The 14,130-nt window shown below is 63.5% G+C and carries 14 protein-coding genes; 5 read left to right on the top strand and 9 right to left on the bottom strand.

The genetic code is table 11. The annotated features are described in order from the left end of the window. Positions 1-11: 11 nt before the first annotated feature. Positions 12-578, bottom strand: coding sequence for a YbhB/YbcL family Raf kinase inhibitor-like protein (locus tag BLR13_RS26375; protein WP_074817859.1), 567 nt, complete (start codon positions 576-578; stop codon positions 12-14). Positions 579-611: 33 nt separating this feature from the next. Continuing rightward, on the bottom strand, positions 612-1,424 hold the full coding sequence (locus BLR13_RS26370; RefSeq protein ID WP_074817861.1) for an ABC transporter ATP-binding protein: 813 nt from the start codon (positions 1,422-1,424) through the stop codon (positions 612-614). A 126-nt stretch (positions 1,425-1,550) separates the two neighbouring features. On the opposite strand from BLR13_RS26370, the gene BLR13_RS26365 reads away from it, so the two are divergent. Together BLR13_RS26365 and BLR13_RS26360 are read left to right on the top strand one after the other, a co-directional pair. Then, positions 1,551-2,339 (top strand): ATP-binding cassette domain-containing protein, encoded by a 789-nt coding sequence (locus BLR13_RS26365; protein ID WP_074817863.1) that lies wholly within the window; start codon positions 1,551-1,553, stop codon positions 2,337-2,339. After that, positions 2,336-3,892, top strand: a complete 1,557-nt coding sequence (locus tag BLR13_RS26360) for an ABC transporter permease/substrate-binding protein (protein ID WP_074817864.1) — start codon at positions 2,336-2,338, stop codon at positions 3,890-3,892. The genes BLR13_RS26365 and BLR13_RS26360 overlap by 4 nt, the downstream gene beginning before the upstream one ends. A 233-nt stretch (positions 3,893-4,125) precedes the next feature. On the opposite strand, the gene BLR13_RS26355 is transcribed toward BLR13_RS26360, so the two are convergent. Further along, positions 4,126-5,835: a sulfatase-like hydrolase/transferase gene (locus tag BLR13_RS26355; protein WP_074817866.1), complete on the bottom strand. Its 1,710-nt coding sequence runs from the start codon at positions 5,833-5,835 to the stop codon at positions 4,126-4,128. 467 nt (positions 5,836-6,302) lie between these two features. Continuing rightward, entirely contained in the window at positions 6,303-6,986 is a 684-nt protein-coding gene (locus BLR13_RS26350) for a TetR/AcrR family transcriptional regulator (protein ID WP_074817868.1), read from the bottom strand. A gap of 125 nt (positions 6,987-7,111) precedes the next feature. Between BLR13_RS26350 and BLR13_RS26345 the strand changes: the two genes are divergently transcribed. Then, entirely contained in the window at positions 7,112-7,729 is a 618-nt protein-coding gene (locus BLR13_RS26345) for a hypothetical protein (RefSeq protein WP_074817870.1), read from the top strand. 2 nt (positions 7,730-7,731) lie between these two features. Here BLR13_RS26345 and BLR13_RS26340 read toward each other — a convergent pair whose 3' ends face one another. From BLR13_RS26340 to BLR13_RS26325, 4 genes are all read right to left on the bottom strand, one after another. Then, positions 7,732-7,977 (bottom strand): hypothetical protein, encoded by a 246-nt coding sequence (locus BLR13_RS26340; RefSeq protein ID WP_074817872.1) that lies wholly within the window; start codon positions 7,975-7,977, stop codon positions 7,732-7,734. Between the two features lie 16 nt (positions 7,978-7,993). Next, entirely contained in the window at positions 7,994-8,365 is a 372-nt protein-coding gene (locus BLR13_RS26335; RefSeq protein ID WP_244525274.1) for a lysozyme inhibitor LprI family protein, read from the bottom strand. A 2-nt stretch (positions 8,366-8,367) separates the two neighbouring features. Then, entirely contained in the window at positions 8,368-9,219 is an 852-nt protein-coding gene (locus BLR13_RS26330; RefSeq protein WP_074817874.1) for an SDR family oxidoreductase, read from the bottom strand. Between the two features lie 81 nt (positions 9,220-9,300). After that, positions 9,301-10,584, bottom strand: coding sequence for an NADH:flavin oxidoreductase/NADH oxidase family protein (locus BLR13_RS26325; RefSeq protein ID WP_074817876.1), 1,284 nt, complete (start codon positions 10,582-10,584; stop codon positions 9,301-9,303). A gap of 100 nt (positions 10,585-10,684) precedes the next feature. Between BLR13_RS26325 and BLR13_RS26320 the strand changes: the two genes are divergently transcribed. Next, on the top strand, positions 10,685-11,143 hold the full coding sequence (locus BLR13_RS26320; RefSeq protein WP_074817878.1) for a MerR family transcriptional regulator: 459 nt from the start codon (positions 10,685-10,687) through the stop codon (positions 11,141-11,143). Between the two features lie 30 nt (positions 11,144-11,173). Here the strand turns inward: BLR13_RS26320 and BLR13_RS26315 are convergent, their stop codons facing one another. After that, complete coding sequence (locus BLR13_RS26315; RefSeq protein WP_074817880.1) at positions 11,174-12,427, bottom strand: ABC transporter substrate-binding protein; 1,254 nt, start codon at positions 12,425-12,427, stop codon at positions 11,174-11,176. 380 nt (positions 12,428-12,807) lie between these two features. Between BLR13_RS26315 and BLR13_RS26305 the strand changes: the two genes are divergently transcribed. Beyond that, positions 12,808-13,890 (top strand): DUF2336 domain-containing protein, encoded by a 1,083-nt coding sequence (locus BLR13_RS26305; RefSeq protein WP_074817882.1) that lies wholly within the window; start codon positions 12,808-12,810, stop codon positions 13,888-13,890. Positions 13,891-14,130: the final 240 nt, after the last annotated feature.

The raw sequence follows: 14,130 nt of genomic DNA, 5'->3' as shown, positions 1-14,130 counted from the left end.
GACGATCCTGCTCATGGCTTGGAGAAAATACCGATCAGACCGGTCGCCTGCTTGGCGTGGCCGTCGAGCGCCTTGATCAATTCGTCGCGCGTCATGCCTTCCTTGAGCGCGGTCGGCTCAAGATCAGTCGCGATCAGCGTGAAGGTGTAGTGATGCAACGGCCCGGCCGGGGTGCAGGGGCCGGTGTAGAAATTGAACTTGTTGGTGCCGATGCCGCCGACATATTTGTCGCTCGGCTTGGAGACTTCGCCTTCGGCGAAACCGGTGACGGAGGGCGCAATGCCATAGGCCACCCAGTGGCTGACGCCGCCGGGCGGACGCCCTTCGGGATCGAACATCATCAGCGCATAGCTCTTGGTACCCTCGGGCGGGTTGGACCAGTTCAGCGCGGGCGAAATATTTTCGCCGACGCAATTCGGATTGGACTTGTTATTGCCGGCGTTCTTGGTCGCCAGCCGCTCGCCGTCCTTGAAGCTCGGCGAACTCAGCGTGAACACACCCTGCGCACTCGCCTGCTGCGCGCCGCAGAAGGCCGCCAACACCACGGCGCCAGCGAAAATCGAACCACGTCCCGACATGACATCTCCTGGGTTTGTTTGTTTTTAGCGCAATCACCCGGCAGCTGATTGTGCGTAGCCCTTCAACACCTCGTCCTTCAAGACACTCCATATCTCACGGTGCAGCGAGTGAAATTCCTTTTCCATGCGGATTTCGGAAATGTCGCGCGGCCGCGGCAGCGCCACCCGCCAGTCGCCGATGATGCGCGCGCTTGGTCCCGCCGACATGATGACGACGCGGTCGGCCAGCGCGATCGCTTCCTCCAGATCGTGGGTGACGAACAACACTGCCTTGCGGTCGGCGTTCCACAGTTCCAGCAGCAGGTTGCCCATGATCTGCCGGGTCTGGGCGTCGAGCGGACCGAACGGCTCATCCATCAAGAGAATCTTGGGATCGCGGATCAGGACCTGCGCGAGGCCGACGCGCTTGCGCTGGCCGCCCGACAGCATGTGCGGATAGCGGTTGCCGAACGCACCAAGCCCCACCGACGTCAGCCAGCCCTGCGCGCGCTGCAGCGCCTGCTCGCGTGGCGCACCCGATATCTCGAGCCCGATGGCGACGTTGTCGATCGCGGTCTTCCATGGGAACAGCGCATCGGCCTGAAACAGATAGCCGGCATCCCGGTTCAGGCCGTGAAGCGGCTGGTCGAAGATCTTCACCGATCCCGCCGCGGGCTTCAGCAGCCCGGCCGCGACATTGAGCAGCGTGGATTTCCCGCAGCCGGTGGGGCCGACGATGGCGACGAATTCGCCATGGGCGACCGAAAGATCGGCCTGTTCCACGGCGGTATAGACCCGGTCCCCGGCCAGCCGGAATGCCACCGTCGCGTCTTCGAGCGCGATCGCCGTCGGCTGTACCGTATCCACCCTGTCTTCTCCCCGTTTGGACAAATGCCTTAGCGGTTCGGACGGATAAGTTCAACGCGGCGTCATGACGTGGTAGTTCATCTTCACCCTCCCCTCCGGGGAGGGTGATAGTAGAGATCGGACTGCATGCCGCCTGCTCCCCTCATCGCCTATGCGGATGTCGCCAAGACCTTCGACGGCGGCCGCGTGGTTGCAGTTGACGACGTCTCGCTTGGGGTCGCCGAGGGCGAATTCCTGGCCATTGTCGGCGGCTCCGGCTCGGGCAAGACCACACTGTTGCGGCTGACGAACCGGCTGATCGAGGCCGACCGCGGGACCATCAAGGTCGAGGGCGAGGATATCGGCAACCTGGACCCGATCGGGCTGCGCCGGCGGATCGGCTATGTCTTTCAGAGCGGCGGGCTGTTTCCACATATCGACGTCGCCGGCAATATTGGAATTACCCCAAAACTGCTGGGAACGCCGGCCGATGAAATCGCCGCGCGGGTCGATGAGCTGCTCGATCTGGTGCGGCTTGACCGCAAAGACTATCGCGACCGGCTGCCGCATGAACTCTCCGGTGGCCAACGCCAGCGCGTCGGAGTAGCGCGGGCGCTCGCCGCCAAACCGCGCATCGTGCTGATGGACGAGCCGTTCGGCGCGCTCGATCCCCTCACCCGCGATGCGCTCGGCGACGACTATCGCGCGCTGCATCAGAAGTTGGGCCTGACCACGGTCATGATCACCCACGACATGACCGAGGCGATCCTGCTGGCCGACCGCGTCGCGGTCATGCGCGGCGGGCGGCTGTTGGCGGAGGGCACGCCGGCGGAGCTCTCTCGTAGCGGCGACGCCTATGTCGGCGAACTCCTGCGCACGCCGCGGCGGCAGGCCGAGCGGCTGAGCGCCTTGCTGCCGCGGGACGGTGCGGCATGAGTCTGTCCTCCGATCCGCGCTGGGGCGAGGCGTTGGGCCACCTGCCTGATTATCTCGGCAACCATGTCCGCGTCAGCGTCACCGCGCTGGCGCTCGGTCTTCTCGTCAGCCTGCCGCTTGCTATCCTGTCGCGCCATCGGCCGGTGCTGCGCGGCGCGCTGCTGGGTCTCGCCAGCATCGTGCAGACGGTGCCGGGGCTCGCTTTGCTGGCGCTGTTCTATCCGCTGCTGCTGGCGCTGGCGGCGCTCTCGCTGTCCTGGTTCGGGGTCGGTTTTTCCGCCTTCGGATTTCTCCCCGCGGTGCTGGCGCTGGCGCTCTATTCGATGCTGCCGGTGCTGCGCAACACCATCACCGGCTTGCAGGGCGTCGATGCCGCGATCCTGGAGGCGGCGCAGGGCGTCGGCATGACGCCGCGGCAGTCGCTGTTCACGGTCGAACTGCCGCTGGCGCTGCCGGTCATGATGGCGGGAATTCGGACCTCCGCGGTCTGGGTGATCGGCACCGCGACGCTGTCGACGCCGATCGGGCAGACCAGCCTGGGCAACTATATCTTTGCGGGACTGCAGACCCAGAACTGGGTGTTCGTGCTGTTCGGCTGCCTCGCCGCCGCCGTGCTGGCGCTGGCGGTCGACCAGTTGCTGGCGCTGATCGAAGACGGCCTGCGCCTGCGCAGCCGCCTGCGGATCGCACTCGGCGGCGTCGCCATCGCCTGCCTGGTCGCGGCGACGCTGGTGCCTTCCATGGCCCGCTCGCAATCGAGTTACGTCGTCGGCGCCAAGACCTTTACCGAGCAGTATGTATTGTCGGCGCTGATGGCGCAGCGGCTGCAGGCGGCCGGGCTCGCCGCCACCTCGCGCGAGGGCCTCGGCTCCAACGTGATCTTCGACGCGCTGGCGGGCAACGATATCGACGTCTATGTCGACTATTCCGGCACGCTATGGGCCAATCAATTCCACCACAACGACATCAAACCGCGCGAGGAGCTGCTCGTCGAGCTGAAGACCACGCTCGCCGCCCAGAACATCACGTTGCTCGGCCAGCTCGGTTTCGAAAACGCCTATGCGCTGGTGATGCCGCGCAAGCGCGCCGAGCAACTCGGCATCCGCACCGTCGCCGATCTCGCCTCTCGCGCTCCCGGGATGTCGATCGCCGCCGACTACGAATTTTTCTCGCGCCCCGAATGGGCCGGACTGAGGAAGGCCTATGGCCTCTCGTTCCGCGCCCAGCGGCAGATGCAGCCGGACTTCATGTATGCGGCGGCCGCATCCGGCGAGGTCGACGTGATCGCGGGCTACACCAGCGACGGGCTGATCGCCAAATACGATCTGGTGGTGCTCGACGACGTCAGGCACGCGATCCCGCCTTACGACGCGATGGTGCTGCTGGCGCCGAAACGCGCCGGCGACCAGGCGCTGCGCGACGCGCTGCAGCCGCTGCTCGGCAAGATCACCATCGCCACCATGCGCGAAGCCAATCTGCGCGCCGCCGGCAACGACGCGACGAGTTCGCCCGACGCGGTGGCGCGCTGGCTGTGGGAGAAGATCGGCAAGTGATGAGGGATTGCTAATTCCCGGGCATCGTTCGTAGGGTGGGCAAAGCGAAGCGTGCCCACCATCTTTAAGGTCAGCCGGCTTCACGAGCCATAGCAGTTTTCACCGATACGTTGAACGCGGATTGCTTCCAGCGGATTGGGGAGGAGACCTGAACGAGATTCAAGATGCGTTTGGCGAATGATGGTGGGCACGCTTCGCTTTGCCCACCCTACGAAGCGCCATGACGGATAAATCTACAATCCCTTGATCATTCCGGCGTCGATCAAGAGGCGGTTGAGACGGCGGGCCTCGGCGCCGTCCTTGCAGTCGTAGAACACGCCGTTGCAGCGGAGCATGATCGCCCTCTGCTCCTCGAACGACGGGTCGAGCGGAATGCCGGCGGCTTCCTGGATCACCAGCGGCAGATAGGCCGCGTCGATCGTGTCCATCACGGTCGGGCTCTTCACCGGCTCGAAGTTGACCGCGTCGATCGCGTAATAGGTCGCGTAATAGCGCGGATCGTAGTTTTCCAGTTTCTTGCCGATGCCGGCTTCGTCGAGCGCGGGATCGAGAAGCTGCGGCGAGAATTCGGGCTGATGGTCGCCATAACGCACGATCAGGAAGGGCTGCGACGGGAACTTCTTCTTCAGCGCCGCGACGAAGGAAAAATAGTCGCCCGCGCTCATCGCCTGCCGGCGCAAATATTCGTCGACCGAAGCGGCGTTGCCGGGACGGCGCCAGGACGGCATCAGATCGGGACGGAATTTGGTTTCCCAGGGGAAGTGATTGGCGGCGAGATAGACGAAGGTGAACAGCGGCGAATTGACCGGCTGTTCGGCCATCAGCTTCAGGGCCTTGTCGTAGAAGAAGGCGTCGGGCTCGACATCCTTGGCGCCAAGATCGCGCGCATCGAGGAAGCGCTGGATGCCGGTCGTGGTCTGGAAACTCCGCGCGCTCATGAAGGCGCCATAGGCCGGATACAGCGACAGCGTGGAATAGCCGCAGCGGCGCAGCGCCAGCGGCAGACCGCGCTCGACCCGTCCCGAGGCGATGCGCGTCACGAAATAGGCAAAGCGGCCGAACGAACGCGAGGACAGACCGGCGAGCACGTTGTATTCGGTGAACCAGCTCGGCCCGCCATTGCTCTCGGCGAGAAACTTGCGCTCCTTGCCGTCAAAGGACTGGAAATGGCTGCCGTAGCCCGGCGGCACCTTGATGCCGTCGGCGGCGCGAATATCAAAACTCGACTCATCATGAATCATGATGATGTTCGGCCGCCGGCCCGCGGGATGGCAGGAGTCCACCAGCGGCACCTTGAGACGCTCGGGGACGGAAGCCGCCGACTCCATGAAGCCGTAATGGACGAAATCGGAAACGGCAGTGACGCCGGAGCGGGAGAATTTCGACAGATAGCCGTCGTCGTAATAGCCGCGCCAGGCTTCATCCGGCCAGGTGATGGCGTAGCCCACCAGCGCCGCCAGACAGGCCAGCATGCCGGCCAGCGCCGGCAGGCGGCGGATGCGGAACGGATCGAGCCACCACAGCGCATACATCAGCGGGATCGTAACCAGGCCGGCTGATATCACCGACCAGCGCAGGTTCGGAAAGATCGTGAACAGGAAGGCCGCGGTGTCGCGATCGATCACCATCAGGTCGACGAAGTTCGCGGTCATCTGCACCACGGAGTGCTTCAACTGCGACAGCAGCACCAGCACCACGACCAGCGTCAGCGACAGCGCGCCCGACAGAGCGGGCCTCCGCAACAGGGTGATGAAGAAGAAGTTCAGGATGCCCCAGGACAGCACGAAGCCGGTGCGTGCACCGAAATCGGTTTCGGTCTGATACATGATCGCCAGCGCCGCCAGATGCGGCGCGGCGACGGCCGATAGCCGCCAGAAGCCGATCCCGGCGACGCCGGTTGCGACGGTGGAGGCGGACGGTCCTGGGTTTGGCGCGGGCGCCATTGGCGGGAAACAACATGACCCGGCGCAATACAAAGGTCTTGGCTGGCGACGACCAGGAGACGCACGACCCAGCCGGAACCTGTGTCGTGTCATAAAAACGTAGTGGAATCGTCATGAACGCGCAATGAATTTGCCGGGGCAGCACGAGCGCCAGTTCATACCTTCACGCATTCCGTCAGATGACAGTTGGGGCAGATGAAGTATCTGAGAACATGCCCCCCGGTATAGGGACTTATGCGCGTCAGATCCATGCGCATGCGACAAAAGCGACAGTGCGGCGGGGTTACCGGCTCCGGAGCCGATGGCGCGTAGCTATTCACCTTGCGGGGAATGGTCATGATGGCGGCCTCGGGGAACGGGATAACACCCCCAGAGCGGGAAAGTTCAATCATTTGATATTTTAGGCTGTGATTGCCGAAAAATCAGGTCTTGGGCTCGATATGGCCTGCATTCGCACGAAAATGACGTTAGGCGCGCCCGGGACGCTTCGCGATCCCCTCAATAAAGAGATCCATGATGGCTTCCGCCGTCCGTTCGGCTTCCCTGCCGTCGACGCCCCAGCGCGGAAAATGGCCGTCGATGTTCATCCGGGCAAAGCCATAGACCAGCGCGCGGCCGGCGATCTGGACTGCCTTCAGGTTCTCCGGGCGGAGTTGGCCTTTCGCGTACGCTTCGGCGAGCGCGCGTTCGGTCAGTTCGATCAGTTCGGCGTTCTCGGCGGAGACGCCGGCCGCCTTGTCGTGGTCAAAAAAGCGGCGGCTGGAGAGAATTTCGAAATGGGTCGGGTTGTGCATCGCCCAGCGCACATAGGCTAATCCCAGCGAGCGGAAGCGCGCCAGCGGATCGCCGACCGGCGCCTCCGACAGCGCCGCCTCGATCTCCGCCCGAAACCGCCGCTGCGCCTCCTCCGCCACCGCCTGCATCAGGGCGTCGCGGCTCGGAAAATGCCGGAACGGGGCGCCGGGCGAGACGCCGGCGCGGCGGGCGGCCTCGCGGACGCTGACCGCGTCGGGACCGCCCTCGCCGACCAGCTGCAGCGCGGCGTCGATCAGAACCCGGCGGAGATCACCATGGTGATAGGGCTTTGGCGCCGGTGCGCGGGCGGTCCGGCGGCGTGGCTTGGCGGCGGCGGTCGTTTTAACGGGACGCATTCCCTCTTCCTAGCATCACTAGCTTGTGAATGTAAGCACCGATTACACGGATTGACCGTCCCGGCGCTTGGCATGTAACTGGTGATTACATTATGCAATGACGGCAGTATCAGAGGGAGTGGAACATGCCGACACGTCAAAACTGGTTTGAGGGCTGGCGGCTGTTCGCCGTGCTGGCGCTGACCCTGGTGGCCTTGAGCCTCTGGATATCAGGCATGCGGCACTTCGAGGTCGATGGCGTGCGCATGGTGATCCGCTTCACCGCGCGGACCTCGCTGTTGTTCTTCTGCCTCGCCTTCGGCGCCGCGGCGCTGGCACGGCTGTGGCCGAATGCGTGGACCAGGTGGCAGCGCCGCAACCGCCGCTATCTCGGCGTCACCTTCGCCGCGTCGCACGCCATCCACGCGGTCGCGATTGTCTGCTTCGCCGTGATGGATCCCGCTGATTATGCGGGCGCGACCTCGATCGCTTCCTACGTCTTTGGCGGCATCGGCTATGCTTTCATCATCGGCATGACCGCAACCTCGTTCGATCGCACCGCGGCTGCGATCGGCGCGCGCGCCTGGCGCATGCTGCACCTGACGGGCGGCTACTATCTGCTGCTGCAGTTCATGGTGTCGTTCGGCAAGCGGATTCCCGACATGCCGCTCTACGCGCTGTTCCTGATTCCGCTGGTCGCGGTGTTCGCGCTGCGCATGATCGCAATGGCGCCGCGGCCACAACGCGCCATGCCGGCGGGTTAGCCTTACTGGTCCATCAGCAAATAGTATTTTCGGCCAAGCTGATGGTGCACGGTGATGACGGCCCGATCGACATCGCTGATCAGGCTGTCGCCCAGCACGACATTGGGAATTTCCCAGTTCCGCCCTTCCCGGACATCGGGCAGGCCGTAAAGACCGGGCACCGACGCGGTTTCGCAGCCGGGCTGGCTGCGAAGCGCCTCATCGGCGAGCCGGGTCAGTTCCGCGAGGTTCTTTCCAGTCTTCGTCATTGCGGATAGCCAGCCGTCACTGATGACCGAGGCCTTCCAGCTCTTTTGCCCGCGCTTCGGTCATGCTGCGCATGCACTCGCCGGCATCGAGCCGCGCGATGGTGCCCTCGCCGAGACCGTAATACAGGCAATTGGCGTCGCGGTACTGGATCCACAGCCGCTGCGCCGCGCGCAATTGATCGTGCTGCGCCGGCACCGCATCCTTCAGCGCCTGCTGATAGGCAATGGTCATCCGCTTGTCCCATTGCGCGGTCTTGGCCTTGAGACACTCGACCATCTGAAACGTGTTGCCGTCGCAGGACGCTTCGGGATCGCCCTGATCGCCGGCATCGGCGACCGAGGCCAGCGCCAGCAGCGCGGCGGCGCCCAAAACCAGTTTCAACGTCATACTCACGGCCGCGGCACCAGGCCAAGGCGTTTGGCGATGATGTTGTCGACGGTGCGCTTGGGCAATAGCGCCGTCATCAGATGCCGCATCGGGTCCGGCGTGATCTGATAGCGCACTTTGGGACTGGCCGATGTCAGTGCTTCAAAGATTCGCTCGGCGATCTTCTCCGGCGGCAATCCGATTTCGCCGAGATGCATCATGAACTTGCGAATTTTTCCAAGCGCCGCGAAGTACGGCGAATTCTGGTAACCGGAAATGTCGACTTCGTCGGCCTTGCCCCAGATCGGAGTCTTCACCGGGCCGGGCGCGACGATGATGACGTCGATCCCGAACAGCATCATTTCGCGGCGCAGGCTCTCGGACAGTCCCTCGACCGCGTGCTTCGACATCGAGTAGGCCGACATCAGCGGATTGCCGTTTTTACCCGCCACCGAGGAAATCATCACGATCCGCCCCTTCGGCCCCTTCAGCGAAGGGTCGGAGCCGAGCAGCGGACCGAACGCCTGCGTTGCGATGATCGGGCCGATGACGTTGACATCCATCTGACGGCGGAATTCGTCAGCGGCGAGTTCGAGCACGGGGCCCGCGACCGCGATACCGGCATTGTTGACGAGGCCCGCGAGCGTTTCGCCGTTCAGCGCGCTGCGCACCTCGCGCGCCGCCGCCAGCACCGCCGCCTCGTCGGTGACATCGAACAGCAGTGGGGTGAAATTGGCGCCGAACTCGTTCTTGAGGCGGTCGGCGTCGGCCTGCCGGCGCACGCTGCCGAAGACGCGGAAGCCGCGGTCGAGCAGCAGCTTGGCGGTAGCCCAGCCGATACCGGTGGACGCGCCGGTGATGACGACAGATTTCATGACGAAATTCCTTTTCGCGACGGTTTTCCGACATCTTGCGCGGAAAGGCCAGTCCTCAAGCTCGTGCGACCGCGCACGATATCATGCTCCGGATGGTTCAACCCGTGCCTGAGACGCCCAGGTCCGGTAAAGCCGGGTGCGCCGCTTGGTGATGATCTGCTGGCGGATCAATGACAGCAGTGGACTGGCATTGGGTTTCGGCTGCCGGCCCCTGCCGAGGCGGCGCAGTTGCAGCTTCACCAGGGCCATCTTCGCAAGGCTTGCATAGGCCTTGTTGCGCCAGCCGACGCTTGGGATCTGGACGTCCAGGGCTTCGTCGCCCTTCCACTTTTCCGCCAGCTTCGGTTCGAACGCAAAAGCGCTGGCAATGCCGACCATCGCGACACCCGGCCTGCCCTCGCTCGGCCTGAGTGCCTGTTCGGCAATGGCACGCCGGCGGATGCCGCCGGTGACCATGACCGGCATGCGCGCCACCGCGCTGACGTCGCGGGCAAAGTCGAGAAAATAGGCCTCGCGCGCGGCGGTGCCACCGGTCTGCGGTGCACCTTGCATGGCCGGGCTTTCGTAAGAGCCGCCGGACAATTCAACGAGATCGACCGGCAACTCATTGAGCCAGCGCACCACCTGTACGGCATCCGACGCCTCGAAGCCGCCCTTCTGGAAATCGGCCGAGTTCAGCTTTACCGCGACCGAGAAGCCGGGCGAGACCACGGCTCGCACCGCCCTGACGACGTCGAGCAGGAGCCGGGCGCGGTTATGCAACTCGCCGCCCCATGCATCGGTGCGCCGGTTGGTGAGCGGGGAAAGAAACTGGCTGATCAGATAGCCGTGCGCGGCATGGATCTGCACGCCGGAAAAGCCCGCTGCCTCCGCCAACCTGGCGGTGGTGGCAAAACGCGCGACAATCCCGGCAATGTCAGCTTCATCGAGCGCACGCGGCACCTGAAACAAGTGCGAATAGGCTCCGAGGTCGACGCCGATGGCCGAAGGTGCCACCGCCTCCTGCCCCATCGCGGCGAAAACCTGCCGGCCAGGATGGTTGATCTGCAGCCACATCTGGCCGCCGTCCCGCATCCCCGCTTGCGCCCAGGCCTTGAAGGGCTCGATCGGCTGGCGCACGTCGAGCACCACGCCGCCGGGTCCAGTTAGCGCCGCCGGATCGATCATCACATTGCCGGACAGGATCAATCCGGCACCGCCGCCGGCCCAGTTCGCATACAGCCGCCGCAGATTCTCGCCGGGAAGCTGGCTGCTGTCCGCCATGTTTTCTTCCATCGCCGCTTTGGCAATGCGGTTGGGAACGACCGCCTGGTTCGGCAGCGTCAGCGGAGCGAACAGCGATGAAGGCGGGACCGGTGCGTGCATGGATTGACCTTGAAATCGGGGACGGATCAGGCCACCTTACACCTTCAACCTAACTTGAAGGTCAAGGCACCTTTGGCGGCTTTTCGGGGAGATTCCGGCGATGCAGATCGGTGAACTGGCGCGGCGGTTCGATGTGGCGCCGTCGAAGATCCGCTTTCTCGAGGACGAAGGCCTGGTGCAACCGGTGCGCCGGACACAAGCGGGCTACCGTGAGTATGACGAGAGTTCGGCTGACGCGTTGAGCATGATCCTGCAGGCGCAATCGCTCGGCTTTACACTCGACGAGATCAAGGGGGCGCTGGCAGAGACCAAGCGTCACGGCCTGCGCCACGACTATCTCATCGGGCAGATCGCGCGAAAATTGTCCGAACTCGACCGTCACATCGCGCAGGCACAAGAGCTGCGCGCACGCCTGGTCTGCGCCAGCAAGGAGCTGAAGACGCGGATGAAGAACGGGGCGAAATGCGACACGCGGCCTGCGGCTCCGCCGCCGATCCGAACGAACAAGCCGCGTCCGCCGCAGCGGGGCCATCGCCGAATTCCGGCCATCGCGGGATAGGGGCGCCCTCGTCCCGACATCCGGCCCTGCCTACTCCGCGTGGCCGTCGATGATCGGGCCGAACAGCTCCCATTTCTCGCCGGTGAATTTAATCATCTGGACCTGTTCGATCGGATAGAAATCCGTCGGCGAGGTCTTGATGCGGATCCCGGGGATATAGGTGTTGATCTCGAAATCCATGTTGGCGACTATTTTCATGACGTTCTCGCGGGTGAGATTGTCACCGCACCGTTTCAGCACCTCGATCAAAGCCGTCGAAGTATTGTAGGCCGTCAACGGCCCGCTCTCGGACCGATCGGCCTCCGGATAATACTTCGCCATGAAGGCACGGTATTTCTGCATGCCGGGATGGCTGTCCCATTGCGGATCGGTGACGTCCATCTGGTAGCCGGCGCTGAGGATGCCGGCCGCGTTTTCCAGGCCCGCAGGTTTCAGCACCGCGCCGACCGAGGCCGACACGTTGGTCATGATGTGGATCGGGTGCCAGCCGAGTTCGGCGATCTTCTTGATCGCCTGGGCAGCAAATTTCGGCGTCCCGATATTGACGAAAATGTCGGGGTTGGCGCTCTTGATCGCCACCACCTGCGAATCCACCGTCGGCATGCTGATCTCGTAGGGCACGCTGGCGACGACCATGGTGTCGTATTTGTCGCGCAGCACATCCTTCAAGCCCAGCACGTAGTCCTTGCCGAAATCGTCGTTCTGGTAGAGCACGCCGATCCTGGCTTTGGGATGATGCTGCAGGATGTAGGTGGCGTAGATCCGCGCCTCGGCGCGGTAGTTCGGCTGCCAGCCGATGGTCCAGGGGAAGTGCTCCGGGTCGCCCCAGCGCGAGGCGCCGGTGGCGACGAAAAGCTGCGGCACCTTCATGGTGTTCATGTATTTCTGGATCGCCGCGTTCGACGCGGTACCGAGCGGCGCGAAGATCAGAAATACCTCGTCGCTCTCGACCAGTTTACGGGCCTGCTCGACCGTTTTCGGCGGGCTGTAGGCGTCGTCATAGGAAATGAAGTTGATCTTGCGGCCGTTGACGCCGCCATTGTCGTTAACCATCCGCATATAGGCGCCCATCGTCTTGCCGATGATGCCATAGGCCGACGCCGGCCCCGAATACGGCATGATGTTGCCGATCTTGATCTCGGTGTCGGATGCGCCGGTGTCGTATTTCTTTTGCGCGGCAGCGGACACGGTGGCCGCGACGATGATCAGTCCGGAAAGTCCGATCGCCCCTAGCAGAGCTTTAATGAAGTTCGTCGTGAAAAAATCCTTAAGCACGCGCTTCATGAGTTTCCTCCTCGGATGCGGGCCAGGCTTGACGGCTTCTTGTTGGACAGTTTCCTATTCGAGTTTTTTGTGGAACGATTTGGAGAGGATAGCAGCCGGACCGGGGTACCGGAAGCGGTTCGCAAACCACATACAGAGGCCAATTGTCGCGTGAAACGCTGCGTGCGGCGCAGCAAGCTTGGTAAAGCAATCTCGAATGCAAACCGCGCAAATGATCGGCGTGCTGCTGCACCGGCACGCGACGCCATGATGGCGAACCGGCTTTTGCCTGCTTTCGCGGCGGTCGTTCTGTAATTCTACCCAGTTCCGCTTTAACGCCGGGGTAAGGCGCCTAGCGGCATTGTGCAGCCTGAAATTGAAACAACAAACAGGCTGCCTCCGTGCAACAGCCGGCTCACTCGATCATCGCCGAACTTGAAGACGCCGTAAGGGGTGGTTCATCCTCCAAACGGGTCGACACCCTGCGGCAGGTCACCGATCTCTTCCTCAATGAGGGCGACCGTCTTAGCGACGACCAGGTCCAGGTCTTCGATGACGTGCTTTGCCTTTTGATCGCGCGGGTCGAAACGCGGGCCAAGGCTGAGCTCTCGAAGCGGCTGGCGCCGCTCGACTACGCGCCGTTCGAGGTGATCCAGCATCTGGCCCAGGACGACGAAATCGCCGTCGCCGGCGACGTGCTGACGCATTCGAGCCGGCTCGGCACCGAAACGCTGATCCAGATCGCCAGCACCAAGGGACAGGAACACCTGCTCGCCATCTCGGGACGGGCCGACCTGCCCGCCGCCGTGACCGACGTCATCGTCGACCGCGGCGAAGGCAGGGTGATCCGGAAGCTCGCCAACAATGCCGGCGCGCATTTTTCCGAAGAGGGCTATTCCGCCATCATTGCCCGGGCCACCAACGACGATGAGCTGATCGAGATCCTCGGCCTTCGCGTCGACCTGCCCGCCAAGTTCCTGCGCGACCTGCTGCGGCGCGCCAAGGAGGCCGTGCGCGCCCGCCTGCTGGCGATCGCGCCGCCCTCGATCCGGGAAGAGATCAGGAAGGTGCTCGATGCGATCGCGGGCGAAGCGCCCGCTCCGAGGCGGAGCTACGGCGTGGCCGAGCAACTCGTCAAGCTGATGAAGGGGCTGAACGAACTGGACGACGCGGCGGTCTACAACTTTGCCGAAGCCGGGAAGTTTGACGAGGTCACCGTCTCGCTGGCGGTTCTCAACGACATGCCGCTCGACCTGATGGGCCGGCTGATGGAAGGCCCCCGCAACGACCTGATCCTGATCCCCTGCCGGTCGGCCAAACTCAACTGGCCTACGGTGGAGAGCATCCTGCGCAACCGGCCGAACGAATACCCGATCGACGAGCCGACGCTGGAGGTCGCGCAGCGCGATTTCCGCAAGCTGTCGATGGAGACCGCTCAGCGCACCGTGCGGTTCTGGCAGCTTCATAACCGGATCGAGAAATAGGCCGCGGCAGGCGGCTTGACCCATCATTTGATTCTGGAAACGCCGATCAACTTCGCCTGTTCGACCGATCATCGAGCTGCATCAAACGCGCATTAAGAAACCGCGCTTTGACTCGGTAATTCCACGACTTTTCGCTGTTAACAGATTGCTTGAGCTAGTTCGCGCGGAGGATGCGGAGGGAGCATCAAGTCGGTGTTTCTAAAGGGTCAGGCCAGGCGCCTGACACGGAGCGTTCAAGAA

It is taken from the genome of Bradyrhizobium ottawaense (genome assembly GCF_900099825.1).
Lineage (GTDB): Bacteria > Pseudomonadota > Alphaproteobacteria > Rhizobiales > Xanthobacteraceae > Bradyrhizobium > Bradyrhizobium ottawaense_A.
Note: the sequence above shows the minus strand (reverse complement) of the source record. Positions and strands in the feature narration are given on the sequence as shown.

Bases quoted from the DNA above. Each gene is read 5' to 3' on its own strand.
- BLR13_RS26375 (WP_074817859.1), bottom strand. From the start codon at position 578: ATGTCGGGACGTGGTTCGATTTTCGCTGGCGCCGTGGTGTTGGCGGCC.
- BLR13_RS26365 (WP_074817863.1), top strand. From the start codon at position 1,551: ATGCCGCCTGCTCCCCTCATCGCCTATGCGGATGTCGCCAAGACCTTC.
- BLR13_RS26360 (WP_074817864.1), top strand. From the start codon at position 2,336: ATGAGTCTGTCCTCCGATCCGCGCTGGGGCGAGGCGTTGGGCCACCTG.
- BLR13_RS26355 (WP_074817866.1), bottom strand. From the start codon at position 5,835: ATGGCGCCCGCGCCAAACCCAGGACCGTCCGCCTCCACCGTCGCAACC.
- BLR13_RS26350 (WP_074817868.1), bottom strand. From the start codon at position 6,986: ATGCGTCCCGTTAAAACGACCGCCGCCGCCAAGCCACGCCGCCGGACC.
- BLR13_RS26345 (WP_074817870.1), top strand. From the start codon at position 7,112: ATGCCGACACGTCAAAACTGGTTTGAGGGCTGGCGGCTGTTCGCCGTG.
- BLR13_RS26340 (WP_074817872.1), bottom strand. From the start codon at position 7,977: ATGACGAAGACTGGAAAGAACCTCGCGGAACTGACCCGGCTCGCCGAT.
- BLR13_RS26335 (WP_244525274.1), bottom strand. From the start codon at position 8,365: ATGACGTTGAAACTGGTTTTGGGCGCCGCCGCGCTGCTGGCGCTGGCC.
- BLR13_RS26330 (WP_074817874.1), bottom strand. From the start codon at position 9,219: ATGAAATCTGTCGTCATCACCGGCGCGTCCACCGGTATCGGCTGGGCT.
- BLR13_RS26325 (WP_074817876.1), bottom strand. From the start codon at position 10,584: ATGCACGCACCGGTCCCGCCTTCATCGCTGTTCGCTCCGCTGACGCTG.
- BLR13_RS26320 (WP_074817878.1), top strand. From the start codon at position 10,685: ATGCAGATCGGTGAACTGGCGCGGCGGTTCGATGTGGCGCCGTCGAAG.
- BLR13_RS26315 (WP_074817880.1), bottom strand. From the start codon at position 12,427: ATGAAGCGCGTGCTTAAGGATTTTTTCACGACGAACTTCATTAAAGCT.